The following is a 24,015-nucleotide window of genomic DNA, read 5'->3' on the forward strand; positions in this document are numbered from 1 at the left end:
ACGTCCTCTTCGTCTGTCCATGCCCAGGGAGCATCATGCGCACGCACCGGTTCGGTCTCCTTCTCGCGCGCCATCGGAGACCATCGCGCTCGTCGATGCCGTTCGCCTCGCAGGCAGGTGCGGTCCGATGACGGTCGAGCGCAGCAGCGGGTTCCGGAAGACCGGACCCAGCGGGAGGCCCCGGACCGGCGGGACCTCGAGCTACTCCGTGATCCTCGCCGAGGTGAAGTCGGCCGGTCTGCTCCGACGTCGCTGCGGCTTCTACTGGACCCTGTTCGCCGTCCTGGTGCTCGCCACCGCCGGCTGCTGGGTCGCCTTCGCGTTCCTCGGTGACTCCTGGCTGCAGCTGTTGGTCGCGGCGGCGCTGGGCGTGCTCTTCACGCAGTTCGCCTTCCTGTCGCACGAGGCCGCGCATCGGCAGGTGTTCGAGTCCCGTGCGTGGAACGACTGGGCGGGTCGCTTCCTCGGCACCTTCCTCGTCGGACTGAGCTACTCGTGGTGGATGAACAAGCACACCCGCCATCACGGCAACCCGAACACGGTGGGCAAGGACCCCGACATCGAACCCGACACGATCCGCTTCCTGCCGGAGGACGTCGACACCGTGCGGAACCGGGCGGCGAGGATCTTCTACCGTCATCAGGGCTGGTTGTTCTTCCCGCTCCTCACCCTCGAAGGCCTCAACCTCCATTGGCTCGCGATCCGTTCCGTCGTCAGCGGTGTCGGGACGCGGGTCGGCGTGCGCGACCGGGTGATCGAGGGCGTGATGCTCGTCGCACGCTTCGGGATCATCCTCACGGTCGTGTTCCGGTTCCTGCCGTTCGGCATGGCGTGCGCGTTCCTCGGCGTCCAGGTCGCGGTGTTCGGCGTCATGATGGGCGCCTCGTTCGCCCCGAACCACAAGGGGATGCCGACGATCGCCCACGATGCGAACGTCGACTTCTTCTCCCGGCAGGTCCTGACGTCGCGGAACGTGGCCGGCGGATGGTGGGTGTCGTTCCTCATGGGCGGCCTGAACTACCAGGTGGAGCACCACCTGTTCCCCTCGATGCCGCGCCCCGCGCTCAAAGCGGCTCGACGGCTGGTCCGCGACCACTGCGCCGCACTCGACGTCCCGTATACGGAGACCACCTTGCTACGCTCCTACGGGATCGTCGTCCGTTATCTCAACCGCGTCGGTCTCGGGGCCCGAGACCCGTTCGCGTGTCCGCTCGTCGCCGAGCTCCGCATCCACTGAGCCACCTCACCGACCACCGTCACCCCACGGAATCAGGAACCCAAGCCATGCAGATCATCATCGTGCTCCTCGTCATCTGGGCGATCCTCTCCATCGTCGGCTTCGCGCTGAAGGGCCTGCTGTGGCTCGGGATCATCGGCATCGTCCTCCTCATCGGCACGATCGTCTTCGGTGCCATCCGCCGCGCTGCCAGCAAGCGCAAGCTGCAGGGCTGAGGCCGAGGGGCCGGTTCGAGAACGCTCTGACATGCGTGAGCTGGACTGGGACGGCCTGCGCAACCTCAGGGATCTCGGCGGCCTCCCGACCCCACGGTCGTCCACCGGCCTGACGGCGCGCGGGCGGGTCGCGCGGGGTCCCCGACGCGAGCTGCTCACCGCTGCCGGGTGGGACGCCGCGACGCGGTGGGGCTTACGGTCCGTGGTCGACCTCCGCACCCTGGCTCTCGACGAGGCGACTCGGGTCGGACTGCGTCGGCTCCTCCTGCCGTGACCGGTCTCCGGCCGGCGCGGAGGCCGTCCTGCTAGGGTCCTGCCTGATCGTCATCCGATCCCGGCAGTCGACATCACCATCGGAACAGGAACCCCACTCTCGTGCAGAAGTTCGCCGTCGTCATCGTCGTCCTCCTCGTCCTCTGGGCGGTCCTCTCGATCGTCGGGTTCGTGTTGAAGGGCTTGTTCTGGCTCGGGATCATCGGCCTCGTCCTCATCGTCGGGACGATCGCGTTCGGAGCCGTCCAGCGCTCGCTGAACGGCCGGCGCTAGCCGACAGACGTCCTGAAACTCGTACGACTTTCAGAACGAGAAGTTGGTACACTTGGACGATGTCGACCTCGTCAGCGATGCCCATCCAGCCGGTCTTGCCCACGTCTGAAGCGCGCACCGAGTTGCCGAACGCATTGCGTAGGTTCCGCTCCGAGGGTGTGATGGCGCAGCCAATGGTGTTCGGCGGTCATCGTCGTGCCGAGGGCGTCGTCATTCCGTTCGAGCTCTACACGGAGTTGCTGCCCGTGATCGAAGACATCGAGATCGCACACTTGGTGCGCGAGCGCGCTGCCGCCGGTGGATCGGGGTCCCTTGCTGATGTCGCTCTCGGTCTCGGCCTCGATCCTGACGACTACCGCTGATGGCGGCGCCCCTCAAGCTGACGGCTCTTCTTCCGGGCTTTCAGCACGACCTCGACGCGCTCCCGGACCTCGCCACGAAGAAGATGGCGCTGGACATGCTCGTCCTCGTTCGGGACGGGAAGATCGCGGGCGTGAAGCTCGACTCGAGGGTCGGCACCGGGGACCTGGGTGACTGTCGCAAGCTCTACTTCGACCCGGATGGATCCGGGAAGCCCAGGTACCGACTCGTCTACCGCTACACGCCGGACGAGATCCACGCCGTCGCCGTCGAGGCCGTCGCCGTCGGGCGGCGTGCGAACCTCGACGCCTACCAGCGAGCAATCGCCAATCTCGGCCGGTGAAGGCCGAGCAGCGGCGCGGGTGAGCAGCTGCCGGTTCACCATCGGGTCTTCGTAGACAGCTCCGCGGAGCTGGTCATCCCGGGGACCGGCCTCACCTCTGGCTCGGTCGCCTGTGCTGCGATGATGTGCAGTGGTGGCCGACGGCTCGGAATAGGAGGGCAGGCAAGGATGATGAGATCCGACTCGCCGGAAGCGCTCATCGCCGCATTGCTCGACCTCCGGGCGAAGGGTGAGCAGGAACGCGCCTGCGCCCTCGTCCGGGCCGCCCTGGCCTCGCACGGGCACCCGTTCGCTTATGACAACTGGGAGATGTTCTTCGACCCGGAGGAGTCGTTCGCCGACGCGATGTACGACTGCGGCTACGCCCTGTGGGAACTCGCCTGGTCGGACCGGGACGACATCGAACCGCAGGCGGCGGTCCTCGCCTTCGAAGCGTCCTCGGCCGCGGGGCTCGACCTCGCCGGGTTCGCCCTGGCGCAGTCGCTGGATTGGATCGGCGATCCGCGTGCCGAAGCAGCACTCCCGACTTCGTATCCCGCTACCCCGACTGGGAGGACCCGAGGCTTTTCGGCATCCTCGGCGGCCTCATCACGGACTATTACGACGACGAGGAGCACATGGACGAGGCGCTCACCTATCTCGACCGTGTCGGTGACAGCGAGGACATCTGGGTGTGTTGGCGTGCATTGGCTCTCGCGAAACTCGGTCATGTGGAGGATGCGGTCGCCCTGCTGCAGGACCAGGTGAGAGCGAACCACCCGGACGCGTTGGCCGTGCTCGGGGACATCTATCGGTGGGAGGATGATGTGGGACGGGCGCAGGAGGCCTATCTTCGTGCGATGGCTGTCGGAGATGCCCGCTCGGCGCGCAGCCTCGGCAACCTGCTCCACACACTCGGCGACGATGCCGCAGCAAGACAGGCATACGAGATCGCGGCAGCGCGCGGCGATGGGTACGCGACCACGCTGCTGCGCGATCCCTCGTGGGAGCTCCCCGGCTGACGGCGGAAGGTCCGCGTCAGGGTCGTCCTCGGCGCCCGTACCCGGCGATGGATGCAGGCCAGGTTCACGGCTCGTCGTCCCAGGGGACCGGCGTCGTCGTGCCCGACTGCCAGTCGCTCCGGAGGATCGCGTAGGCGACCGAGGCGAGCGGATCCCCTCCGGCCACCGGCCAGCCCTCGCGGTAGTAGGCCTCCTTCACCCAGCCGGCCCGGCGGAAGGCACGACGCATGGCGACGTTGTCCTCGCGGGTCTGCCCCTCGAGCTTGCGAACCGACGGGAACCGGCCGAACACCTCGGTGACGATGACCGGCAGGACCGCCGTGCCGATCCCGCGCCCTCGTGCGTCTTCGGCGAGGCGCAGGTCGATCAACGCCGTGTCGTCCTCGAGGTCCTCGAGCGTGACGATTCCCGCCACCTCACCGTCTGCGAGCACCCAGCATCCGAAGGCACCGGGCCCGTCGACGATGCCGGAGGTCAGCCGTCTGCGAGCCTCCTCCGCGCTCGGTCGCGGCTGCATGTGGAACGGGAACTCGTGTGCGCTCAGGAACTCGACGAACGCATCGTCGTCCCGCGGGCGCTCGACTGGTCGGATGGTCACTTCTGGCATCCGTCCAGTATCGCAACAGGGTGCATCGTCATGTGGGGGCCGCGTGCTCAACCCGCGGTCAGGCCGCGGAGGTCGGCGAGCTCGCGTTCCAGGTCCTCGTCGTCGAGTGCTCCTGCCATGGCTGCGATCGACAGTCCTTCGAGGCGCCTGACGATGTGCCGGGCGAGGAAGGCCCGATCGTCGGCGTCGGAGACGTCGCCGAGCATCCCGACCACCACTCCTTCGGCCTGCCTGAACTGCTCCACGAGGAGTGCTCGTCGATGGTCGGCTGGCAGACCGAGGACGTATTCATAGACGATCGGGCGGAGGGTCGCGTCGATGTCGTGGAGCGCTGTCGCCTGTTCGGCGAGGAAGCCCTCGAGATCGTTGACGTCGTCCCCTGAGCGCTCGTGCTCGAGCGCGTCGAGGAGGATCTCCTCGGTGTTGGCGTACTGGTAGTACAGGCCCCCGCGTGAGACGTCCGCGGCCAGTCGGACGTGATCCATCGTCGTCCGCCAGAAGCCGCGTTCCCGGAACTCGGCGACAGCGGACTGCCGCAGGTGTTCGCGGGCGCGTGACGACGTCGGGCTGAGCGCGTTCACGAGGCGAGGGCGTCCCGCGCGCGACCGAGGTCGCGGGTGAACCGGGGGACAGGGACAGCCGACTCGGCGGCTGACACGTGGACTTCCGACATGAGCGCCAGGATATCGTCCGTGTTGTGATGCAGCTCCATGATGCGCCGACTGAGGACGTCCTTCCGGAACATGAGGACCATGACGCGCGCGGCGAGCGCCTTCGGCAGGAGCGTGAACGGCGCGATGTCCCGCAGGTGGTGGCGGAGCCGGACCCCGCGGGCCTGCACGACCCGGAGGCATTCACGGATGTTGCCGATGCCCCGAGCGAGGGTTCGCGGGCTCGCCAACGCTCGTGAGACGACGTCGCCGATCCCGTCCCCCGGGCGGAACCCGGAGGCGATCGCGGAGATGATCCCGGCGTTGACCGCCTGGTGCACCCAGAGCCACTCGAGCATGCGGGGCGTCCGCTCCACCGTCAGCCCGGCGTCATGGAACGCCCGCGAGGCCGCTGCATGGAGTGCGGTGGTTCGAGCGGACGCCGGCGCCAGTCGGACGCTGTCGAAGAGGACGCTCTCGACGAGTTCCGCGTCACGTCGTCCGCCGGCGATCGGGTAGCCGAGGAGATGGTCGTCGTGGCCCACGAGCGCCTGCAGCTCATCGCGGGACCCCCAGAATCCGCCCATGAGCAGGAGGCGTCGATCGAGTCCGCGGCGACGGAGTGACTTGATCGCCCCGGGGAGCGCCTCGGCCGGAACGGAGACGAGGACGAGGTCGACCGTCTCCGGATCGAACGTCACGGGGGTGAGCGGATAGTGGAACGAGCGGTCGACGGGCGGCTGCTCGCGTCCGTCGAGGAGATCGACCGTGGTGGTCGCCGTCCGGGCCTGCGGGTCGGCGTCGCGGAGGAGGTGTTGGACCTCGTGGCCGGCCTCGCGCAGGACGCACCCGTAGGTCACCCCGATGACGCCCCGACCCACGATGACGATGCGCATGTGCTCTCCCTTGCTGTCGCGTGCCAATAATCCGACACAAGTGTCGGTTTATTGAGTGTACAGGGATGCTGCTGTCCACAGAACGCAACGGGCTACGCGGCGTCCGCCCTCGTGATGACGCTGATGCCCGAGAGGACCCGTTCGCCCTGTCGGGGTTCCCGGCCGGCTTCCCTTCGATTCCGGCCGGGACCCGCTTCACCGCCAGGCGGACGTCAGGGTCGGTCGGCGTGTCCGGCGCTCGCCGCGAGCAACCCGCTCGCTCCGGCGACCATGGCGGCCTCGGTCCGCGTCGCCACACCGAGCTTCCGCAGGATGGCCGAGACGTGGACGCTCGCGGTCTTCGCGCTGATGAACAGGCGCTCGCCGATCTGTCGGTTGCTCAAGCCTGCCGCGATGAGCTGCAGCACCTGGCGCTCTCGGGCGGTCAACTCGACGGAGCCGCTCGTGCCGCGCGCTCGGGGGCGGCCGTCGAGGTTCAGCGACGCTCGCTCCGCCAACGCCCGCGCGCCATCGAGTACGAGGCCGGCACCGAGCCTGGTCGCCTCCGCGACCGCGACGACGAGCGTGTCCTGTGCGCCGGGACGATCACCGACGGCCACGCGTGCCTCCGCCAGTCGAAGGGCTGCGTAGGGCGCGAGTACGGCCGGTGCGAACGGCCGCTCGGCCATCGCGCGGGCTGCCTCCCACGCACCGACGTCGTCACCGGTGCCGTCCGGTCCGCCGAGTTCGGCGTCGACCAGTGCGCTCCACAGCGGCGCGGTCGGCCAGAACCGTTCTTCGGCGAGCAGCGCCCGCCAGCGCTCCTCCAGCTGCCGGAGTTGATCCTCGTCGACGCCGGCGAAGGGGCCGGACGCCACGTCGAGGGCGCCGGCGGCCAGCGCGACACGGACCCGCGCCAGGACGCGAGCCGCGTCCGCCAGCGCCGGGAGGTCGTACGCCGGCATCGGTCGGTGGTCCGGTGCATCGAACACGCCGACGCCGGCCGACGACCATGCCCCGCCGAGGTCGCCGGCCGCCAGCCCGACCTGCATCACGACGCGTGCGACGCCGAACCGCGTCTGCACCTCCAGGCCGGACAGGGAGAGCATCCCCTTCCGCCACCGGCGGTACATGGTCGCCGCGCTCTCGGCGTCTCCCCGCCAGAGGGTGAGCAGGATCAGCGACTGGCGCAGGTACACCGAGAACGCGAGTGGTGGCTGCAGTGCCAGGGCCCGGTGGACCCGTTCCTCCGCCTCGTCCCAGCGTCCGAGCGCCACCAGCGGATCGACCGCGTTCGACGACAGGATGAGGCCCGAGCTGCGCTCGACGCCCAGCTCCTTCGCCCGCGCGACACCTTCCAATGCCGACGCGAGCGCCTCCTCGTACGAGCCGAGCAGGTTCGCCATGTCGGACGCGTTCACCCGGTACCGGAGGAGGGCGCTGCCGTCGCCGTCAGCCAACGTCTCAGCGGTCGCGAGCATCCGTCTGCCGCTCTCCAGGTCGCCGTGGTGGATGCGCGCGATCCCACCGATGTTCGCGGCGACCGAAGCGTTCCGCGCGGAACCGGTGCGGACGGCTTCACGGGCGGCCTCGTCGGCGTACTCGATCGCCCGCTCCAGCCGTCCGATGATCATGTGCCGCGCGCCGAGACTCGTCAACAGCACCCCGCGCAGGTCGCCGGGGGTACCTGGCGGAACCCGGTCGAGTGCCTGCTCGAGGAGGTCCACCGCACCCGGCCGGCCGAGGTTGGCGAGGTAGAACGCCTTGTCGCGGAGGAGCTTGGCCTGATCGAGGTCGTCGCGGTCCTCCGGCGTCGCGAGCACCTCGTCGACCATGGCGATCGCACGGTCCGTCCAGCCGGCATTCCGCAACGCGCTCGCCGTCCGTCGCATGAGTTCCGAACGCGAGCGCCCGACGAGCGCCGCGGCATGGGGGACCTGATCCCAGATCTCCAGGAGACGCTCGCCGAGCTGCGCCTCCGTGCTGTACGCGAAGGCAGCGTGCGCCTGCTCCATGGCGCGGACGGTCGCGGGGAAGGCGCGTCCGAAGTCGCGGGCGAGCATCCAGTGGTGCGACACTGCGGCAGCGACCGGCTCGCCACCGAAGCCTGCCTCCAGCGCCTCGGCGAACCCCGCATGGAACCGGCTCCGTTCGCCGGGCAGCAGGTCGTCGTGGATCGCCTCCCGCACCAGTGCATGACGGAACTCGTACGTGGTCGCGTCCGCGACGAGGACGTTCGACCCGATCGCCTCCCGCACACCGGTGTCGAGGGAATCGGGGTTCCCGGTGAACACCCGTTCCAGGAGGGCGTGCTCGACGCAGACCCCGCCGGCCGAGATCACGCGCAGCAGCTGTTGGGTTGCGGGCGCGAGGCGCTCGTAGCGCGCGAGCAGGAGTTCGCGGAGGGTGTCCGGGAGCTCGTCGCCCTCGCCGTCGCGGTCCTGGTCGAGACCGAGCAACTCCTCGACGAAGAACGGGACGCCCTCGCTCCGCGCGAACACGCTGTCGATCGAGACCGTGTCGAGCGACGTGCCACGGATGGCGATCGCCTGGCGGAGCACGTCGCTGCGGCTCAACCGTTCGAGGCTGTGCCGCTCGACGCGCCTCGTGCGATCGAGCTCGGCGAGGAACCCGCGCAGGGGGTGCCCGCGGGAGACGTCCTCGCTTCGGAAGGTGAGCACGATCATCACGCGGGCATCGGTGAGGACGCGCACGAGGAAGGCGAGCAGGCTGAGCGTCGCACCGTCGGCCCAGTGGACGTCCTCGATCGCGACGACGACCGGCCGGTCGCGGGAGAGCGCCTCGAACAGCACGGCGACGGTCTCGTGGAGCCGCCCGACGCCGCCCTCCCGCTGATCCTCCGCGTCGGGACCGAGCGCCGGCAGCAGCGTCGCGAGGGATGCCTTGCCCGGGCCGGCGGCCTCCAGCACCGCGTCGCGCCCGCGCTGCGCGATGAGGTCCTTCATGAGGCCGAGGACCGGTGCGTAGGGCGCGGCGACGTCGCCGAGATCGACGCATTGACCGGTGATCACGAGTGCCGAGGACCGGGCCGACCGCGCGAACTCGGTGAGCAGGCGGGTCTTGCCGATACCGGCCTCGCCGCTCAGGACCACGCTGCGTGACTCGCCGGCGGCGACGGCGTCGAACACGGCCTGCAGCACTCTGAGGTCGGAGGCGCGCCCGATCATCGTCGGGCTGGTGGTGGGCAGGCTCACCACTCCATGGTCCCACCCTCGTCACGATCGGCCGCGGCCTCCGCGAGTTGCCGCTGCTCCTCGCGTCGTCGTTCGCGGCGGCGACGCTCCCGCTCGAGGTCCCGCTGGAATTCCTGCTCGATGAAGCGTCTCGTCTCGACGGACGTGAACGGGCTGTAGCTCGCACTCGTGATCAACATGGTCCCTCCGCTGCGCACGGTGCTCGTGTCCGTGCTCGACCACTCACGTTCCTCGCTGAGGCCCGATGCCTACCTCGGGCATCTGCCCTAGTTCCGCCGAAAACGCGTCGCCGCGGACCCGTAAGACGGGTTCGCACCGCCCGATGGCGTACGGTTGCCGTTCGCGCACCATGACCTCATTGAGGACATCACGATGGAAAGCAGCACTCTCACCCTCGGCGGGCTCGTCTACGACCTGGACCCGGGCACGGTCATCACCACCCTGAAGGACACGATGGAGCGCACCGCGCTGTCCGGAGGCGGTTTCGTCGACCTGGACGTCGTCGGTGAGGACTTCGCGAGCGTCTTCGTGAGTCCCGGGACGTCGATCTACTTCACGACCAACGACGTGTCCGAGTCGACGCACGTCGACCTCAGCCCGACGGAGACGATCGACTGGGAGCTGGGGTTCTACGGCCTCTGAGGTCCGGCCTGACACCGGCCGCGACCAGGGGAGTCCTCCCCATCGCGGGGCTCGCCCGCGATCTCGTAGCATCGTCGTCGGTCCTGAGCGGGCCGCGACCGGAGGGCATCAGTGAGCACGACCACGATCGACCGGAGGTACATCAACCGCGCGGTGCGAGGGCGCACCGTCCTCGTGATCGCCCTCGTCTTCCTCACCGCCCTCGCGGGGTTCGTCGGGTTCGGGAACGTCCGGGACCTCGCCGCCGACCTCACGGCGAGCTACACGACGACCACCGGGCAGGTGGTCGACGAAGGGACGGAGCGGGTGCTCGAAGGGTCCCGTCGCAGCAAGCACTGGGAGGAGTACCGCACCGTCACGGTGACCTACGACGTCCCGGGGACGGCCGGGTCCGACGAGATCCGCAGCGACACGATCCAGGTCGGTGAGACCCTCGACGTGTGGGTGCGCGACCAGACGGGCGAGGTCGCCCTGGAGGCTCCGGCCGGTCCCGATTTCTGGCAGTGGTTCTGGGCGGTCACGACGACGCTCCTCACCCTGCTCCTCGCGTGGTGGCTGTTCGTCACCGTGCGCAACAGCTTCCGACTGCTCGCCTTCCGCCCTGACGCGCGGAAGCCCGACTTCGTGTTCGCGCTCAGTGGCGTCTCCGCCGTCAACGGTGGCCGCAACGGCAAACTGCAGCTCCTGGAGCTCGCCGGCGGGATCGAGTCGAGCGCGGGCGAGCAGCGGGTCGGCGAACGCGCCACCCTGTCGTCGGCGGTCAAGCAGACGCCCCCGGTGGCGACCTTCCCGCCGCGGATCCTCGGCTACCGGGTGAGTGCGCGGTCGATCACGGACGGGATCGTCATCCTCCATCTGCCCGACACCGACGCGTGGTGGGCGGCGACGCTGACGTTCCCGTCGTCGCTCCAGACGACCCAGGTGACCGGATCGGGTGCCGCGCAGGGCTGACGTTCCAGCGCTGACGGTACGGTGCGGGCTGAGCGCGCAGGCGTCGTCGCTCAGGGGCGGACGCGGACGCTGCGCCCTTCGAGCGACACGACGTCGCCGAGCTGCAGCTGCCGGCCGCGTCGGCGGTCGACCTCGCCGTTGACCGTTACCGCGCCGTCGGCGATCGCGGCCTTCACATCGCCACCGGAGTCGAGCAGGCCGGCGAACTTCAGGAACTGGCCGAGTCGGATGCCCTCGCCGCCGATCGGGACGTCGGTGATCTGTGCCGGGTTCGTCATCCCCGAATGCTAACAAGGATGCGCCGGCTGGACCGGGGGACAGGATGTGGCTGTACCCTCAGCGGTACCGGGTCACCGTGACTCGCAAAGGAGCACCATCATGGGCGAGAAGTCCGCACGGAAAGAAGGCGGCAAGACCGCACCGGCGAAGACGCTGAAGGAGAAGCGCACCGCCAAGGCCGACAAGAAGGCCGGCAATGCGCGTTCGGAGAACACCGACGCCGTCACGCGGGTCAAGAACCGCTAGTCCCGATCGGCGGCCCGTCGCGGTCGGTGATGCGCTCAGGCGCCTGTTCCCTCAGGGAGACGGGCGCCTGTTCTGTTCTTCGCCGTCAGCGCCGCGATCCGCCCAGGTGTCGACCTCGACGGGCCGGCGGTGGGGAGCAGTCCCCATTGAGCGTCGTCGTGGCGTGCCCCAAGCTGGACCCTGAGGGCAACAACCGTCGATCAGGGGGAGCATCACCATGGGGCACACATTCCGGCAGCGCATCATCCGCACCTCGGCAGCAGCCTTGGCCGTTCCGGCACTGCTGCTCCTGAGCGCGTGCGGGAGCTCGGGCGGCGAGATCGGCGATGAAGTCCGGATCTCCGAGGGCATGATGACGGTCACGGGGATCGAGCAGCGGACCGCGGAGGATGTCGCCGATCTCAAGCTCGACGAACTCGCCGGCCAGACGCCCTACTTCGTGACGTACGAGGTGGAGTTCAACGACGGCTCGGACGGCGACCTCAACGAGAACTTCTGGAAGGCCAAGGCGTCGAACGGTGAGGCGTCGCCCATCAACGTCCTCAAGTTCGGTGGGGATTTCGACTGCACCGGTCTCGGCGAGGTGGCCGACGGCAAGGCAGAGGGGTGCCAGCTCATCATGGTGCCGGAGGGGGCGACGCTCGAGTCGGTCTCCTTCGGTGGAGCGGGCACGTGGCGCGCGCCGTCGGCGGAGTGACGCCGAGGCGCTGACCACTCACGCCCGGGCAGAGCATCCCGCTATCGTCGTGAGATGTCCGACCTCAGCCCCGGCGACGACGCGCTCGAGCTCGCCCGCCTGATCATCTCGATCGACTCCGTCAGTCCGAGCCTCGTCCCCGGGGCTCCCGGTGAAGGGCGGATCGCGGCGGTGATCGCGGAGCGACTCGAGGGAGCCGGCTTCGTGGTCGACCTCGTCCCCGCGCCGGAGGATGCGCAGCGCGTCAGCGTCGTCGCCGTGCACGCGGGATCGCAGCCGGGGCCGACGGTCGTGTTCAACGGCCATCTCGACACCGTCGGGGTCGAGGGCATGGTCGACCCCCTCAACCCGAGGATCGCGGACGGCAAGCTGTACGGGCGCGGCGCCAGCGACATGAAGTCCGGCTTGGCCGGGCTGATCGTCGCCGCGGAGCGGCTCGCCGCGGCCGACCACCCCGGCGCGGTCGTCTTCACGGGCGTCGCCGACGAGGAGGATGCGAGCGTGGGGGCCGCAGCCGTCCTCCGACACCTCGCCGATCGTGGTGTGACGGCGGACGTGTGCCTCATCGCCGAGCCCACCTGGCTGGACCGGGTGTCGGCGCACCGGGGGTACGCGGTCGTCGAGGTCACACTGCAGGGGACGGCCGCGCACTCGTCACAGCCCGGTCTGGCGGTCGATGCGATCCGTGCCCTGGACGCTCTGCTGCAGGAGGTTGAGCGGGCCGACGACGAGCTCCATCGGCGACCGGCGCACCCGTTGCTCGACCACGGTTCGTTCACCACGACCGTGGTCCGGGCGGGGAGCGCCCCGTTCACGATCGCCGCCGACGCGACCCTCGTCATTGAACGGCGCATCCTGCCGGGTGAACGCGCGGAGAACGCCCTGATCGAGGTCCAGGAGATGCTCGAGGCGGTCGCCGCGAAGACGCCCGGGCTCCGCACGAGCGCTCGGCTGACCCATCAGCGCGAGGCCTGGGAGGCCGATGAGCAGGGGCCGGCTGCGCGGTTCGCCGATGTCCTCGCGATGGAGCTCTCCCGCGCCGGTGCTGCGCCGGCGGCGGTCGGAGCACCGTATTGGATGGAGTCGGCGCTCTGGCAGGCGGCTGGGATCCCGACCGTCGTGTGCGGCCCCGCCGGTGGTGGACTGCACGCGGCGGAGGAATGGGTGGACGTCGACCAGCTCCGGCGGTTCCCTGAGGCGGTCATCGCCGCGACCCGTGACGCCCTGTCGACCAGGCCGGCCCCCGGGACGTCCTGACCAGACCGTTCCGCTTCCCGATAGGGTCGAAGGCATGCTTCGTCTGATCGCCTTCGCGGCTCTCGGTGCTCTGCTCGGCGGCGTCATCGTGATCGCCGTCGGGCCTCCCGACGTCGGGTACGCGGTCGCCGGTGTCGCACTCCCCGTCTTCATCATGACCTCGGTGCTCACGCTCGTGGCCCGGTCGGTGGGGAACGCCGTCGGTGCTTCGCCACAGGCCGTCCAGCAGGCCAAGGACGCTCGTCGGCTCGGGGTGGCCCGCGTCGATGCGCTCCGTCAGACCGGCACCCAGATCAACGACCAGCCGCTGTGCGAGCTCGACCTCACCGTCCAGCCGCTGAACGGCCCGGCCTTCGCGAGCACGATGCGCACCGTCGTACCGGTGACCGCCATCCCGATGTTCCAGCCCGGCACGGAGCGCGATGTCGCCATCCTGCTCGACGGCGGGCCGGAGGTCGCATTCATCGACGCCGGCGAGCTCTCGGCCGCCGAGCGTTCGCGGGTGCGCGTCCCGGCTCGGGCATCCGTCCCGTTCCTCCCCGTCGACCCGCACCGGCGCATCGTCGACGGACGACGACGCGGACCGTTGCTCGGTGTCGGCCGGGCCGGTCGTCCCGCCCGCATCGCCCTGTTCGTGATCGTCGCGGTCGCCGCAGCGGCCATCGTGGTCGTCCCGTACCACCAGTCCGTCGCCCAGACGATCGTCGCCCTCGAGGACGGACGCCTCCGACCCGACCTCCGTCGTCCGGAGGCGCTCGCCGAGGCGCAACGGGCGCTCCAGGAGGCGATCGGGCACGACCGGGTCGTGTCGATCACGGTCGCCGCCGACTTCGTCATCGTCGAGGCGCCGCTCACCGTGGGGGACACGAAGACCGACCGGTGGGAGTACCGGTACGGCCAGGTCACCGACGACGGCGCGGCGAGCATCCAACCCGAATCGGCGGCCGAGCAGTTCTCCTGGTCCGACGTCGCGCTCGACCGGGTGTGGGCGCTGATGCAGGACGGCGCGGAGCAGGTCGACCTACCGGTGGGTGACGCGCTCGCATACGTCGTCCGCTCGACCGACACCGACGTCGACAGCCCCACCTTCGCCCGTCCGGCCGGGCCACCGCAGGTCACCTTCAGCATCGGCGACGACTACGGCAGCACCTCCTTCGTCGCCGCCGCCGATGGTTCCGGTCTCACCGCTCGCTGAAGCCACGGAGCCAGGCGCTTGAACGGCATACTGTCCACATGAACGGTGTACCGCAGTCCTTCCCCCCGCTCATCGTCGGCTCCGACCCGATGCGTACGGAGCGGGCGACCCGCCCGGCGTTCGTCCTCACCCTGATCGGAGCGGCACTGATCCCGGTGCTCGGGATGCTGCTCGCCGTGCTGACCACGACGTCCGGCGGGTTCGCCCTCGGCATGCTGTCCGGACTGTCCTTCAGCGTCATCTCCTGGCTCATGCTGTTCGCGGTCGTGCAGTTCGCGACGGTCCGCGGTGCGCAGTCGGTGGCGCGCACGGTGCTCACACTCGACGCGAATGGCCTTCGTGGCGTCATCCCGCAGGGCGAGGTCTTCCTCCCGTGGGGTGCGATCGAGCGCGTCTCGGTCCGCTCCCGCGGCAAGTGGCGGATCCTGACCTTCCACCTCGTGCCTGGTCTCGCGCCGCAGTCACCGGGCGTCACGACGACCCTCACGCCGCGGTCGTTCGCCGCGCTCGGCAAGCTCGGGTTCCAGATCGGCGAGGTCGCGATCGATGCACCGCTCGACACCGTGTCCGCGGCTGCAAGCGCGTTCACCGGCGGTCGCCTGCGCTGAGCCCTGCGCGGGATCGTCTCAGATCCCGCCGTCCTGCTCGTCGTCGAACCGGTTCCGCGCCGCCTCGATCGCGGGCAGGTGGTCGTTCGCCCAGGCCAAGATCGTCTCGACCGGTGGACGCAGCGTCTTCCCGAGCGGCGTGATCCGGTACTCGACCGCGACAGGCCTGGTACTGAGCACAACGCGTTCGATCACGCCGTTCCGCTCGAGTCGACGAAGTGTCGCGGTGAGCGATTTCTGCGTGACCGAGGGGATCAGGCGTCTGAGTCCGCTGAATCGCAGGGGGCGCTCGCAGAGCTCGTTCAGCACCTGGAGCGACCACTTGTCGAGCACCTGGTCGAGCAGTTCGCGGTGGGGCGCGTCGATCTCGAACCGGCTCGACGCGGAGTGGGTGGTATCCGTCACGCTACCCAGTCTCGTTGAAGTGCCCTCCCGACACCAGGTATTCCTGAGATACCGAACCGATCGAAGGAGTCCTCGATGACCGTCCGTCTCACCTCACCCGACAGCCTGATGCAGCCCGTCCCCTACCACCACGTCGCCGTGGGGACCGGCACCCGTCACCTTCACGTCTCCGGGCAGATCGCTCGCACGGCCGATGCCACGCCGGTCGCTCCGGGTGACCTGGCAGGTCAGGTCGCGCAGGCGTTGCGCAACACCCACGCCGGCCTCGTCAGCGCCGGTGCCGGATTCCAGGACGTGCTCCGCCTGACGTTCTACGTCACCGGCTGGTCGCCGGAGCAGATCGACGCCTTCATGTCCGGTGTCCACGAGGTCGCCGAGGAGATCGGCCTTCCGGTGCCGATGCCGCCGTCATCGCTCATCGGCGTCGACTACCTCTTCGAGCCGGACGTGCTCGTCGAAGTCGAGGCGACGGCCATCCTCGACTGAGTCTCGCCGAGCGGTCAGGCCGGTTCCGTAGACTCCCCGCATGCCGATGTCCGATTACGTCGCCTCGATCCGCTCCCACATCGGGACCGGGTTCCTCATGCTCCCCGGCGTCACCGCGGTGATCCGGGACGGGGACCGGTTCCTCCTCGGTCGCCATCACCACTCCGGTCTCTGGAGTCTGATCGGCGGCGGGGTCGAGCCGGGCGAGGAACCCGCCGACGCGCTGCTTCGCGAGGTCCTCGAGGAGACCGGCGCCCGGGTCCGCATCCGCGGCATCGTCGGGGTGTACGGCGGCGAACCGATGATGGTGCGTTATCCCAACGGCGACCACGTCGGGTACGTCACCACCGCCTACGACTGCGAACTCCTCAGCGAGGCGACCGCCGACCCCGAGGAGCTCCTCGAACTCGGGTGGTTCGCCCGGGACGAGATCCCGTCGCTGCCGCGCCGCGACTGGATCGATCGCGTCGTCGACGACGTTCCCGGACAGAATCCGACGGCCGACGAGGGACGGGGTGGGTCGTGATCCGTGTCGTCCTGTTCGATCTCGACGGCGTGATCCGACACTTCGACCCTGCGCGGGTGGTCGACATCGAGACCAGGCACGGATTGCAGCCCGGGACGCTCGCCGGGACCGCCTTCGCGGCGCCGCTCATCGACGAGGTCACCACCGGCCGGATCGCGAGAGCGGAATGGATCAGCCGGATCGGCGGTCTCGTCGGTGACCACTCGGCCGCCGAGGAGTGGGGTGCTCAGACGTGGTCGGTCGACGAAGCGCTGCTGGAACTGTCCGACGGGATCCGAGCCGCGGGGCTCACGACCGCGGTCCTCACCAACGGGACGGACACCATCGCTGCGGAACTCATGACCTCGGGCATCGCCGACCGGGTCGACGCGATCTTCAACTCGGCGGACATCGGCTTCACGAAACCCGACGTGCGGGCGTTCCAGCACGTGCTCGATGCGCTGGACGTGCGAGGCGAGGAGGTGTTCTTCACCGACGACTCGCCTGCGAAACTCACGGGAGCCGCGAGGCTGTCCATGCACACCCACCACTTCACGACGGTCGGGGAGCTGCGCGATCGCCTCGACGAGGCAGGCGTACCGCTCCGCTGAGCGGGAGTGCTCGTACGCCAGTGCTCAGGCCGAGGCGAGCTCGCGGGCGGTGAGCACGCCGGTCTCGAGCGCTGAGAGTGCCACGACCTTGTACCCTTCGGCGTCGAAGAAGATCGTGACGCGGTCGGGTTCGACACCCATCACGGTGCCGGGACCGAACTCCTCGTGCTGCACCGCCTGGTCGACGTGCAGCGGCGACGCACCGGTGGCGGTGTCCGTCCCGGCGTGCTGCTGAGCGTGCTCCTGCTCGTGTTCCAGCTGCGCTTCGTGCCGTTCGCAGCCGTCGCAGTTCCCACACCACTCGGGGGCCTCGACACCGAAGTACTCCAGCAGGACCCGCCGGCGGCAGTGCGACGTCTCGGCGTAGGCACGCATCATGGCCAGCCGCGACTCCGCGATCCGCTCGCGTGACTCGAGCGTCTCCCGCACGGCACCGATGGCGCGCTTCGGGCCGACCTCGTCGACGGCGCGGACACCGTCGGCGGTGTCGACGAGTCCGGCGTCCGCGAAGTCGTTGACGAGGCGGGCGACCGTGCGCCGCGGCCGATCGAGCTGCTCGGCGAGGTCGCCGACGGTCACGCCCGGGGTCGCGCGGATTGCCCGCCACACGGCGCGCAACGCCGACTCCGACACCGACCGCTTGGTGAAGAAGCGGCGGAGTCCGAGATCCTCCGCCCGGTAGTGCAGCGCGGTGGTCGCCGGCTCACCGTCCCGTCCCGCGCGCCCGACCTCCTGGTAGTAGGCGTCGAGCGACTCGGTGGTCGTGGCGTGCAGGACGAAACGCACATCGGCGCGGTCGATGCCCATGCCGAACGCGGAGGTCGCGACCACGACGTCGAGTTCGCCGGCGCGCCAGCGATCGTGGACGGCACGACGTTCCGTGGTCTTCAGACCCGCGTGGTAGGCGGCCACCCGACGACCCTCGGCCGCGATCTCGTCGGCGTACTGCTCCGTCTCGCGCCGCGTCGCGACGTACACCAGGCCGGGTGCGGTCCAGCTTCGGGCCTCGTCGACGACCGCGGCGCGCTTCTCCGCTTCGCTCTCGTGACGGTGGACGACGAGCCGGATCTCCGGCCGGTCGACGCCGTGCACCTGCACGTCCGGGTCGTGCATGCGCAGCCGGTCGATGATCTCCGCGCGGACGGGGCCGGACGCGGTCGCGGTCATCGCGAGGACGGGTGGATCGCCGAGTTCGCGGCGGACGTCGGCCAGGCGCAGGTAGTCGGGGCGGAAGTCGGTCCCCCACGAGGACACACAGTGCGCTTCGTCGACGACCAGCAGCGGGACGCCGGCCGTCCGGAGCCTCGCCACCGTCTCCTCGTTCGCGAGCTGCTCAGGAGCCAGCAGCACGTAGACGGGCCCGCCCGCGTCGATGAGCGTCCACGCCTCCTCCATCGCCGCCGGGCCCACCGAGGCGTTGAGGGCGACGGCCGGAGGGGCGTCCGGTGCCGCGTCGATCGAGGCGAGCTGGTCGGCCTGGAGCGCGACGAGCGGGGAGACCACCAGGGTCACCCCGCCGCGCTGGGCGCCGGCGATCTGGTAGACCGCCGACTTCCCGCCGCCGGTCGCGAGGACCAGGAGCGTGTCACGACCGGCGCACGCCGACTGGATCGCCTCCCGCTGTCCGGGCAGGAAGGTGTCCCATCCGAAGTCGTCGCGGGCGATGCGATCGATGGAGCCGGTGGACGTGCGCGAGGAACCCATGTCGAGACGGTACCTCCGGCCACCGACCTCACGAGCCCGCTTGACGAGGGCGACCGGCTCTGCAAGATCAGGCTCGCACGCGATGCCCGAGGCCGGTGTCTCCTGCTCGGTGTCGGTGGTCCGGCCTAGCGTGGGATCCGGTCGACGTCGCATCCTGAGCTGACAGTCCTCGGGCCTCACCGGTGAGGCTTGAGTGAGACATCTTCGCGACGTCGGCCGCCCCCGGCGGCTGAGCGTGAGACGGCGGAGACGAGGGTCTCGAGTGGGCCGCGACGGCGCAGGAGCGCCAGACACCCTCCGACCACGAGGATGGCGCCGAGGTTAGCGCCGAACGCCACCGGACCGTAGGTCCACGTCGTGTCCTGCCCCGTGCCGGCCGCGACGAGGAGCACGGTGAGCACGATCAGGTGGAAGGTGTAGCTCGTGAGGGGAGCGGCCCCGGCACGACGGATCGGCGCGAGGACCGGAACCGACAGCGGCTTCGACAGGAGCGTGGTGATGCCGATTACGAGGAGCGCCACACCCGCGCCCCGACCGATGTCGAACAGGGTCCCGGTGTGCGGGCTGTCGAGCAACAGGTCCGGCCAGCGGAACGCGGCCGCGCCCATCCCGGCACTCCGGAATACGGCGTCGACGGTGAACCCGGGAGGCAATTGCCGCGCGAGACCCGGCGTCAGGGCGAGGAGGGCGTCCCGACCGACCAGCGTGTACAGCGCGGTGGCGATGATCATGGCGGCGGCGGCGGCGAGGAGCCCGATCGACGCGATCGTGATCGGAGTGCGGGCCGTCCGCTGGCGGAGGAGGGACCGCCCGACGAGCATGCCGATGAGCAGGTAGGTCAGCCACGTGACCACGGGGTAGGTGCCCGTCACCAGGACGCCGCGAAGGGCGCTGAGCGGCTGGCCGAGATCGAGCCAGGAGATGGAGGCGTACTCCTGGAGCGCGTCCATCCCGATGCGCGACCAGGCGGTGAGGATTCCACCGCCGACAGCGAGGACGGCGACGGCGGTTCCGATGAGCCAGGACGGCGCACGGAGGAACGGGACGGCGAACAGCATCGCGACCCCGAAGTAGACGAGGACGTTGATCGCCGGTGCCGGGAGCAGGCCGAGGGTGAGTCCGATGACGATGATCGCCAGGCTGCGGGCGATGAGTGAGCGGTACGCGCCACGAGGGTGGCCGCGGTCGACGGCGCTCTGGGTCGCGAGGATGATGCTGACACCGCCGAGGACCGCGAACAGGGTCGAGGCGTTCCCGGCGGCAAGATCACGGATCGACCACGGTTCGCCCGGCACCCGGGGCCAGACGTGTTCGGTGACCATCCCGAGGATGGCGATGAAACGGGCGATGTCGATACCGATGAGTCGGGCTCGAACGCTCGTCGGACGGACGCTGATCGGTGGGGCGCTCAGAGGCGTGTTGAGATCGGGCATCGCATCAGTCAAGCCGGAGGCCGGCGGTGGCCGCGTCCGCTCAGCGGATGATGAGCGTTCGTCCCCGGGGTGACAAGCCGGGGCGCAGCACGCACGCTGCGCCCCGGGCGTTCAGGGTGCCGTGACGCCGTACAGGACGTAGTCGTCGAGGTACTGCCAGACGGTCCCGGTCTCCGCGAAACCGGCGGAACGGAGGGTCTCGAGGTGGAACCCCAGGGTGACCTTCGGTGGTGCCTCGTGCAGCGACGAGCCCCAGACCTCGTCGCGGCGGCGGAGTGCGTCGGCATATCGCCGGCTGGTGGCGACAGCCTCCCACCACTCATCCCACGTGTCGGTGTCACCGGAGAACGTCTCCCGCTGCATCTGCTCGTCGTCGGCCCTGGCGATGCCGGCCAGGGTCGGTTCGTGGTGTCCGCTGTACGAGAGGTGGTCGCCGTTCAGGACGATGCCGCCCGGCCGGAGGAGGTCGGGCAACACCCGATAGACCTCCACGAGCTCGGCGGGCTGCAACCAGTGCAGCGCGGTCGACGAGATCACCGCGTCGAACGGGGTGTCGGCGATGCTCGGATGGGTGGTCCAATCGGCCCGTGCGAGGTCGATCTCGGCGACCGAGATCCGGGGGTCGGCGGCCGCGAGGTCGGTGGCGATGGCGAGCAGCGCGGGGTCCTTGTCCGCGACGACCGCCCGACCGTTCGGAACGGCCGCGAGGACGTGCTCGGCGAGTGACCCCGTCCCACCCGCCAGGTCGAGGATGCGAGGAGTGGGCGAATCCGCGCAGATCGCCGCGACGACCCGCGCGATCGTGTCGAACCGCTCGGCTCGGTGCCTGATGTACCCGGTCTGCTGCGCGTCCCAGCGCGATGCGAGGTTCCGGGCGGTCGCGAGTGCCGTCGCGTCTTCGGGCGAAGTGGTTCCGGTCATGTGGACTCCTTGGTGTCGGGGTGATGGTGTCGTTGCGGAGGGAGCGAGAAGTCGAAACGGACCCGGCCCGCCGGGTCGTCGTGCCGTGTGGTGCTGACGTCGTAGACGCGGTCGATCAGCTCGGGGTGCAGGACCTCGCGAGGTGGGCCTGCAGCGGCGACGCGGCCGTGGTGGAGGAGGACGAGGTGGTCGCAGGCCTGCGCCGCGAGGTCGAGATCGTGCAGGACCACTACGACGGTGGGCGCGATCGTGCGCAGGAGTGCCACGACCTCGAGTCGATGTCTGAGATCGAGGTGGTTCGTGGGTTCGTCGAGCAGGACATGCGGTGCACGTTGAGCGAGTGCCCTGGCGAGGGCGACCCGCTGCAGCTCTCCTCCGGAAAGCGTGGCCAGGCGATCGAACGCCCGCGGAGTCAGCCCGACCGTGTCGATCGCGGCGGCGACCTCCTCGTCGAGCGCGCCGCCGCCGCCGCGAAGCACCCCGCGTTCGGCGAGACCGCCCAGCGACACCTCGTCGACGACGCGCAGCCCCGGGTCCGGGTCGATGCGCTGACCGACCTCGGCGACCCTCCGGGCGATCCACCGCCGCCGACGAGTACTGAGGTCGTGACCGTCCACGACGATCCGGCCGCCGGCCACCCGGACCGCCCGGACGAGGGCGCGCAGCAGGGTGGTCTTCCCGCTGCCGTTCGGCCCGACGATCCCGGTGACGGTGCCGGTCGCCGCGGTGAGGGAGACACCGTCGAGCAGGGTGCGGGTGCCCGCACGGACGGTCACCGCAGTGGCCTCGATCATCCGAGATCGTCGAGGAGTCGGACGAGTTCCTCCGGCCCCTGGATCGACAGCAGGCTCGGGGGATCCGTGTACGGGAAGCGGAGGGCGATGACCCGATCGTCGCGGACGGCGCTCAGCCCGGAGACGCCCGGCGTGTCCAGGAAGGTGTCGATCGTGCTCTGCGGATCGCCGCTGGAGTACAGCAGCACGATCGTGCCGGGATCGCGCGAGAGGATGTCCTCCACGCTGGCGTCGAACACCCGCTGGTCCGAATCGGCGTACACGTTGGTGAGTCCCGCGGCGGCGAACACCGGCGTGACCATGCTCGGGCCGCCGTACGGTGACAGCACGGCGCCGCCGGAGGAGACGTAGAGTGCGGCTGCGGTCCCCGCGTCGGGGGCCGGTGACTCCACCGACGCCTTGGCGGCGGCGATGGCCTGTTCGGCTTGGTCGTCAGCGCCGAGCAGGCTTCCGAGTGACCGGACCTCGTCCCAGACCCGGTCGAAGGTCGCGGTCGTGCTGAGCTCCGGATCCGGGTTCGAGCAGTACGCGGTGGGGGAGTAGACGGGGATACCACTCGCCGCCAGCGCACCGCGGTCCACGGCGTTCTCAGGGGCGATGACCAGATCGGGTGCCGCGCCGAGGATGCTCTCCTGGGAGACGACGGAGCCGCCGGTCGCGTTCCGCTCGGTGGTGAGCGGCGACAGTGCGTCGAGCGCGGCGTAGGTCGCATCGTCGTAGAGACCCGGTTGCGGGGTCGCGGTGATGGCGACGATCCGGTCGACGGCTCCCAGGGCCTCCAGGTTGGGGAGTTCGTCGTCGTTCACGAGCACGATGCGTCGTGCCGGGGCGTCCAGGGTGATCGTCGTGCCGCAGTTGTCGAGGGTGACCGGGAAGCCGACGTCGCTCGGCGCGGTGGACGTCTCGGCGGCGGTGGGGGCGGTGCAGGCGCTCAGGACGCTGAGCGCGAGCACTGGGGCGGTCGCGGCGAGGAGCGCTCGCCGGAGTCGGGGTGTGGTCATCGGGTGTGTTCCGTTCTGATGAGTGGTGGAGGGGTCAGGTCTCGGACCGGGCGCCTCGGCCCTGTCGGAGGAGGACGAGCAGGAAGGGGGCGCCGAGGATCCCGGTGATCACGCCGACGGGGATCTCCTGGGGTGCGAACGCGGTCCTGGCGACGGTGTCGGCGGCGACCAGGACGATGCCGCCGAGCAGTGCGGCGACCGGGAGCACCACCCGGTGACGTCCGCCGACGAGTCGCCGTGCGAGATGCGGGATCACGAGTCCGATGAACCCGACACCGCCGACGGCCGCGACCGTCACGCCGACCATCGCCGAGACGCCGACCATCAGCCCGACCCGCGCTCGCTCAGGATCGATCCCGACCGACCTGGCCGAGTCGTCACCCGACGCCAATGCGTCGGTCCAGGGTGCGAGGGCGACGAGCGCGCTGAGGCCGATCACCGCCGAGACCGCCGCGGCGAGGAGGGCGACCGGCTGCACCGAAGCCAGCGAGCCGAGCAACCAGAAGAGCACGGAACGGGCGGCCTCCGGTGCGTCGCTGGAGAAGACCAGGAAGCTCGTGGTCGCGTTCAGCGCGTACCCGACGGCGAGCCCGGCGAGGACCAACCGCAGGGGCCCACGTCGATTCGCGACCCCTGCCAGGAGGACGACCAGCAAGACGGCGCCGATGGCTCCGGCCAACGCCGCGCCCGCGGTGAGGAGAGCGCCTCCACCGCCGATGACGAGGACGACGAGGGCGACACCCGTGGAGGCACCTGAGTTGAGCCCGAGCAGGTAGGGGTCCGCAAGCGCGTTCCGGACGAGGGCCTGCAGCATGACGCCCGCTGACGCGAGCACGGCGCCCGCGACGAGTCCCATGGCCACCCGCGGTGCTCTGGTCGCCCAGACGATCTGATCGATCGAGTCCGGCCAGGGGCCGGGTGTCGTCGCCAGGAGGTGTCGGGCGAGGACGCCGGCGACCGTCGTCGGGTCGATGCTGACGGGACCGATCGCGACCGCCGTCAGCGTCGTCGCCACAGCGAGCAGGATCAGCCCGATGGTCGTCGCCGCGTCGCGCCTGCGGTCGCGCCGGATGGACGCGACGACGACCCCGCTCAACGCTGTGGCCCCGTGAAGCACGGGTTGAGCGTGTCGCTGCCGATGACCCGTGTGCGCCGTCGTGCTGCCCTCGACCCGTGCGGCCGTTGCAGAGTCTTCACTGGATTCCCGACCTTCATGAGCACCTGTGTATTG

Annotated in this window: 30 protein-coding genes; 17 read left to right on the plus strand and 13 right to left on the minus strand. The window is 69.9% G+C overall.

Annotated features, from left to right (window positions below; genetic code table 11):
• The first annotated feature begins 127 nt into the window (after positions 1-127).
• The 7 genes from QRN19_RS17660 (at position 128) to QRN19_RS17690 (ending at position 3,702) form a co-directional block, all read left to right on the plus strand.
• A complete protein-coding gene (locus QRN19_RS17660; RefSeq protein WP_285028531.1) occupies positions 128-1,237 on the plus strand; it encodes a fatty acid desaturase family protein in 1,110 nt (369 codons plus the stop codon).
• 47 nt (positions 1,238-1,284) lie between these two features.
• Positions 1,285-1,452: a hypothetical protein gene (locus QRN19_RS17665; RefSeq protein WP_285028532.1), complete on the plus strand. Its 168-nt coding sequence runs from the start codon at positions 1,285-1,287 to the stop codon at positions 1,450-1,452.
• Between the two features lie 31 nt (positions 1,453-1,483).
• Positions 1,484-1,726 carry a tyrosine-protein phosphatase gene (locus QRN19_RS17670; RefSeq protein ID WP_285028534.1) on the plus strand — a complete coding sequence of 81 codons (243 nt, stop codon included), beginning with the start codon at positions 1,484-1,486 and terminating at the stop codon, positions 1,724-1,726.
• Between the two features lie 101 nt (positions 1,727-1,827).
• Positions 1,828-1,998, plus strand: a complete 171-nt coding sequence (locus tag QRN19_RS17675; protein ID WP_285028535.1) for a hypothetical protein — start codon at positions 1,828-1,830, stop codon at positions 1,996-1,998.
• A 59-nt stretch (positions 1,999-2,057) separates the two neighbouring features.
• Positions 2,058-2,360: a hypothetical protein gene (locus QRN19_RS17680; protein ID WP_285028536.1), complete on the plus strand. Its 303-nt coding sequence runs from the start codon at positions 2,058-2,060 to the stop codon at positions 2,358-2,360.
• Positions 2,360-2,701 (plus strand): hypothetical protein, encoded by a 342-nt coding sequence (locus tag QRN19_RS17685; RefSeq protein WP_285028537.1) that lies wholly within the window; start codon positions 2,360-2,362, stop codon positions 2,699-2,701. Before QRN19_RS17680 ends, QRN19_RS17685 begins: the two co-directional genes overlap by 1 nt.
• A 617-nt stretch (positions 2,702-3,318) precedes the next feature.
• Positions 3,319-3,702, plus strand: coding sequence for a hypothetical protein (locus QRN19_RS17690; protein ID WP_285028538.1), 384 nt, complete (start codon positions 3,319-3,321; stop codon positions 3,700-3,702).
• Positions 3,703-3,766: 64 nt separating this feature from the next.
• Here the strand turns inward: QRN19_RS17690 and QRN19_RS17695 are convergent, their stop codons facing one another.
• The 5 genes from QRN19_RS17695 to QRN19_RS17715 form a co-directional block, all read right to left on the minus strand.
• Positions 3,767-4,309, minus strand: coding sequence for a GNAT family N-acetyltransferase (locus QRN19_RS17695; protein WP_285028539.1), 543 nt, complete (start codon positions 4,307-4,309; stop codon positions 3,767-3,769).
• 47 nt (positions 4,310-4,356) lie between these two features.
• On the minus strand, positions 4,357-4,890 hold the full coding sequence (locus QRN19_RS17700; RefSeq protein WP_285028540.1) for a TetR/AcrR family transcriptional regulator: 534 nt from the start codon (positions 4,888-4,890) through the stop codon (positions 4,357-4,359).
• Positions 4,887-5,855 (minus strand): ketopantoate reductase family protein, encoded by a 969-nt coding sequence (locus QRN19_RS17705; protein WP_285028541.1) that lies wholly within the window; start codon positions 5,853-5,855, stop codon positions 4,887-4,889. Before QRN19_RS17705 ends, QRN19_RS17700 begins: the two co-directional genes overlap by 4 nt.
• 212 nt (positions 5,856-6,067) lie before the next feature.
• Positions 6,068-9,049, minus strand: coding sequence for a helix-turn-helix transcriptional regulator (locus QRN19_RS17710; protein ID WP_285028542.1), 2,982 nt, complete (start codon positions 9,047-9,049; stop codon positions 6,068-6,070).
• Complete coding sequence (locus tag QRN19_RS17715) at positions 9,046-9,228, minus strand: hypothetical protein (protein WP_285028543.1); 183 nt, start codon at positions 9,226-9,228, stop codon at positions 9,046-9,048. The genes QRN19_RS17710 and QRN19_RS17715 overlap by 4 nt, the downstream gene beginning before the upstream one ends.
• 193 nt (positions 9,229-9,421) lie before the next feature.
• Here QRN19_RS17715 and QRN19_RS17720 point away from each other — a divergent pair, with 193 nt between their 5' ends.
• Both QRN19_RS17720 and QRN19_RS17725 read left to right on the plus strand, forming a co-directional pair.
• The gene (locus QRN19_RS17720; protein ID WP_285028544.1) at positions 9,422-9,691 is read left to right on the plus strand and encodes a hypothetical protein; all 270 of its coding nucleotides are present in this window, start codon (positions 9,422-9,424) and stop codon (positions 9,689-9,691) included.
• A gap of 111 nt (positions 9,692-9,802) precedes the next feature.
• On the plus strand, positions 9,803-10,642 hold the full coding sequence (locus tag QRN19_RS17725; protein ID WP_285028545.1) for a hypothetical protein: 840 nt from the start codon (positions 9,803-9,805) through the stop codon (positions 10,640-10,642).
• 50 nt (positions 10,643-10,692) lie between these two features.
• On the opposite strand, the gene QRN19_RS17730 is transcribed toward QRN19_RS17725, so the two are convergent.
• Positions 10,693-10,920, minus strand: a complete 228-nt coding sequence (locus tag QRN19_RS17730; protein WP_285028546.1) for an RNA-binding S4 domain-containing protein — start codon at positions 10,918-10,920, stop codon at positions 10,693-10,695.
• Between the two features lie 100 nt (positions 10,921-11,020).
• On the opposite strand from QRN19_RS17730, the gene QRN19_RS17735 reads away from it, so the two are divergent.
• From QRN19_RS17735 to QRN19_RS17755, 5 genes are all read left to right on the plus strand, one after another.
• Positions 11,021-11,167, plus strand: a complete 147-nt coding sequence (locus QRN19_RS17735; protein ID WP_157579891.1) for a hypothetical protein — start codon at positions 11,021-11,023, stop codon at positions 11,165-11,167.
• A gap of 217 nt (positions 11,168-11,384) precedes the next feature.
• On the plus strand, positions 11,385-11,864 hold the full coding sequence (locus tag QRN19_RS17740; RefSeq protein ID WP_285028547.1) for a hypothetical protein: 480 nt from the start codon (positions 11,385-11,387) through the stop codon (positions 11,862-11,864).
• 54 nt (positions 11,865-11,918) lie between these two features.
• Positions 11,919-13,121, plus strand: a complete 1,203-nt coding sequence (locus QRN19_RS17745; RefSeq protein WP_285028548.1) for a M20/M25/M40 family metallo-hydrolase — start codon at positions 11,919-11,921, stop codon at positions 13,119-13,121.
• Positions 13,122-13,155: 34 nt separating this feature from the next.
• Complete coding sequence (locus QRN19_RS17750) at positions 13,156-14,316, plus strand: hypothetical protein (protein ID WP_285028549.1); 1,161 nt, start codon at positions 13,156-13,158, stop codon at positions 14,314-14,316.
• 38 nt (positions 14,317-14,354) lie between these two features.
• Positions 14,355-14,924 carry a hypothetical protein gene (locus QRN19_RS17755; protein ID WP_285028550.1) on the plus strand — a complete coding sequence of 190 codons (570 nt, stop codon included), beginning with the start codon at positions 14,355-14,357 and terminating at the stop codon, positions 14,922-14,924.
• 18 nt (positions 14,925-14,942) lie between these two features.
• On the opposite strand, the gene QRN19_RS17760 is transcribed toward QRN19_RS17755, so the two are convergent.
• Complete coding sequence (locus tag QRN19_RS17760; protein WP_285028551.1) at positions 14,943-15,329, minus strand: winged helix-turn-helix transcriptional regulator; 387 nt, start codon at positions 15,327-15,329, stop codon at positions 14,943-14,945.
• 75 nt (positions 15,330-15,404) lie between these two features.
• Here QRN19_RS17760 and QRN19_RS17765 point away from each other — a divergent pair, with 75 nt between their 5' ends.
• Genes QRN19_RS17765 through QRN19_RS17775 form a run of 3 tightly spaced genes read left to right on the plus strand, consistent with a single transcriptional unit; the run spans position 15,405 to position 16,931 of the window.
• Positions 15,405-15,815: a RidA family protein gene (locus QRN19_RS17765; RefSeq protein ID WP_285028552.1), complete on the plus strand. Its 411-nt coding sequence runs from the start codon at positions 15,405-15,407 to the stop codon at positions 15,813-15,815.
• A gap of 40 nt (positions 15,816-15,855) precedes the next feature.
• Positions 15,856-16,341, plus strand: a complete 486-nt coding sequence (locus QRN19_RS17770; RefSeq protein WP_285028553.1) for an NUDIX domain-containing protein — start codon at positions 15,856-15,858, stop codon at positions 16,339-16,341.
• Entirely contained in the window at positions 16,338-16,931 is a 594-nt protein-coding gene (locus QRN19_RS17775; RefSeq protein WP_285028554.1) for an HAD-IA family hydrolase, read from the plus strand. Before QRN19_RS17770 ends, QRN19_RS17775 begins: the two co-directional genes overlap by 4 nt.
• 24 nt (positions 16,932-16,955) lie before the next feature.
• Here the strand turns inward: QRN19_RS17775 and QRN19_RS17780 are convergent, their stop codons facing one another.
• The 6 genes from QRN19_RS17780 to QRN19_RS17805 form a co-directional block, all read right to left on the minus strand.
• Positions 16,956-18,635: a RecQ family ATP-dependent DNA helicase gene (locus tag QRN19_RS17780; RefSeq protein ID WP_285028555.1), complete on the minus strand. Its 1,680-nt coding sequence runs from the start codon at positions 18,633-18,635 to the stop codon at positions 16,956-16,958.
• 176 nt (positions 18,636-18,811) lie between these two features.
• Complete coding sequence (locus QRN19_RS17785) at positions 18,812-20,068, minus strand: heparan-alpha-glucosaminide N-acetyltransferase domain-containing protein (RefSeq protein WP_285028556.1); 1,257 nt, start codon at positions 20,066-20,068, stop codon at positions 18,812-18,814.
• A gap of 111 nt (positions 20,069-20,179) precedes the next feature.
• Positions 20,180-20,989 carry a class I SAM-dependent methyltransferase gene (locus QRN19_RS17790; RefSeq protein ID WP_285028557.1) on the minus strand — a complete coding sequence of 270 codons (810 nt, stop codon included), beginning with the start codon at positions 20,987-20,989 and terminating at the stop codon, positions 20,180-20,182.
• The gene (locus QRN19_RS17795) at positions 20,986-21,783 is read right to left on the minus strand and encodes an ABC transporter ATP-binding protein (RefSeq protein WP_285028558.1); all 798 of its coding nucleotides are present in this window, start codon (positions 21,781-21,783) and stop codon (positions 20,986-20,988) included. The genes QRN19_RS17790 and QRN19_RS17795 overlap by 4 nt, the downstream gene beginning before the upstream one ends.
• Positions 21,780-22,784, minus strand: coding sequence for an ABC transporter substrate-binding protein (locus QRN19_RS17800; RefSeq protein WP_285028559.1), 1,005 nt, complete (start codon positions 22,782-22,784; stop codon positions 21,780-21,782). The genes QRN19_RS17795 and QRN19_RS17800 overlap by 4 nt, the downstream gene beginning before the upstream one ends.
• A gap of 34 nt (positions 22,785-22,818) precedes the next feature.
• Positions 22,819-23,901, minus strand: a complete 1,083-nt coding sequence (locus tag QRN19_RS17805) for a FecCD family ABC transporter permease (RefSeq protein ID WP_285028560.1) — start codon at positions 23,899-23,901, stop codon at positions 22,819-22,821.
• Between the last annotated feature and the right edge of the window lie 114 nt (positions 23,902-24,015).

The organism is Plantibacter sp. ME-Dv--P-122b (assembly GCF_030209375.1).
Lineage (GTDB): Bacteria > Actinomycetota > Actinomycetes > Actinomycetales > Microbacteriaceae > Plantibacter.

Coding starts and splice junctions, on each gene's coding strand:
- QRN19_RS17660 (WP_285028531.1), top strand. CDS start 128: ATGACGGTCGAGCGCAGCAGCGGGTTCCGGAAGACCGGACCCAGCGGG.
- QRN19_RS17665 (WP_285028532.1), top strand. CDS start 1,285: ATGCAGATCATCATCGTGCTCCTCGTCATCTGGGCGATCCTCTCCATC.
- QRN19_RS17670 (WP_285028534.1), top strand. CDS start 1,484: ATGCGTGAGCTGGACTGGGACGGCCTGCGCAACCTCAGGGATCTCGGC.
- QRN19_RS17680 (WP_285028536.1), top strand. CDS start 2,058: ATGTCGACCTCGTCAGCGATGCCCATCCAGCCGGTCTTGCCCACGTCT.
- QRN19_RS17685 (WP_285028537.1), top strand. CDS start 2,360: ATGGCGGCGCCCCTCAAGCTGACGGCTCTTCTTCCGGGCTTTCAGCAC.
- QRN19_RS17690 (WP_285028538.1), top strand. CDS start 3,319: ATGGACGAGGCGCTCACCTATCTCGACCGTGTCGGTGACAGCGAGGAC.
- QRN19_RS17695 (WP_285028539.1), bottom strand. CDS start 4,309: ATGCCAGAAGTGACCATCCGACCAGTCGAGCGCCCGCGGGACGACGAT.
- QRN19_RS17705 (WP_285028541.1), bottom strand. CDS start 5,855: ATGCGCATCGTCATCGTGGGTCGGGGCGTCATCGGGGTGACCTACGGG.
- QRN19_RS17715 (WP_285028543.1), bottom strand. CDS start 9,228: ATGTTGATCACGAGTGCGAGCTACAGCCCGTTCACGTCCGTCGAGACG.
- QRN19_RS17720 (WP_285028544.1), top strand. CDS start 9,422: ATGGAAAGCAGCACTCTCACCCTCGGCGGGCTCGTCTACGACCTGGAC.
- QRN19_RS17730 (WP_285028546.1), bottom strand. CDS start 10,920: ATGACGAACCCGGCACAGATCACCGACGTCCCGATCGGCGGCGAGGGC.
- QRN19_RS17735 (WP_157579891.1), top strand. CDS start 11,021: ATGGGCGAGAAGTCCGCACGGAAAGAAGGCGGCAAGACCGCACCGGCG.
- QRN19_RS17740 (WP_285028547.1), top strand. CDS start 11,385: ATGGGGCACACATTCCGGCAGCGCATCATCCGCACCTCGGCAGCAGCC.
- QRN19_RS17745 (WP_285028548.1), top strand. CDS start 11,919: ATGTCCGACCTCAGCCCCGGCGACGACGCGCTCGAGCTCGCCCGCCTG.
- QRN19_RS17750 (WP_285028549.1), top strand. CDS start 13,156: ATGCTTCGTCTGATCGCCTTCGCGGCTCTCGGTGCTCTGCTCGGCGGC.
- QRN19_RS17755 (WP_285028550.1), top strand. CDS start 14,355: ATGAACGGTGTACCGCAGTCCTTCCCCCCGCTCATCGTCGGCTCCGAC.
- QRN19_RS17765 (WP_285028552.1), top strand. CDS start 15,405: ATGACCGTCCGTCTCACCTCACCCGACAGCCTGATGCAGCCCGTCCCC.
- QRN19_RS17770 (WP_285028553.1), top strand. CDS start 15,856: ATGCCGATGTCCGATTACGTCGCCTCGATCCGCTCCCACATCGGGACC.
- QRN19_RS17780 (WP_285028555.1), bottom strand. CDS start 18,635: ATGGGTTCCTCGCGCACGTCCACCGGCTCCATCGATCGCATCGCCCGC.
- QRN19_RS17785 (WP_285028556.1), bottom strand. CDS start 20,068: ATGCCCGATCTCAACACGCCTCTGAGCGCCCCACCGATCAGCGTCCGT.
- QRN19_RS17790 (WP_285028557.1), bottom strand. CDS start 20,989: ATGACCGGAACCACTTCGCCCGAAGACGCGACGGCACTCGCGACCGCC.
- QRN19_RS17795 (WP_285028558.1), bottom strand. CDS start 21,783: ATGATCGAGGCCACTGCGGTGACCGTCCGTGCGGGCACCCGCACCCTG.
- QRN19_RS17800 (WP_285028559.1), bottom strand. CDS start 22,784: ATGACCACACCCCGACTCCGGCGAGCGCTCCTCGCCGCGACCGCCCCA.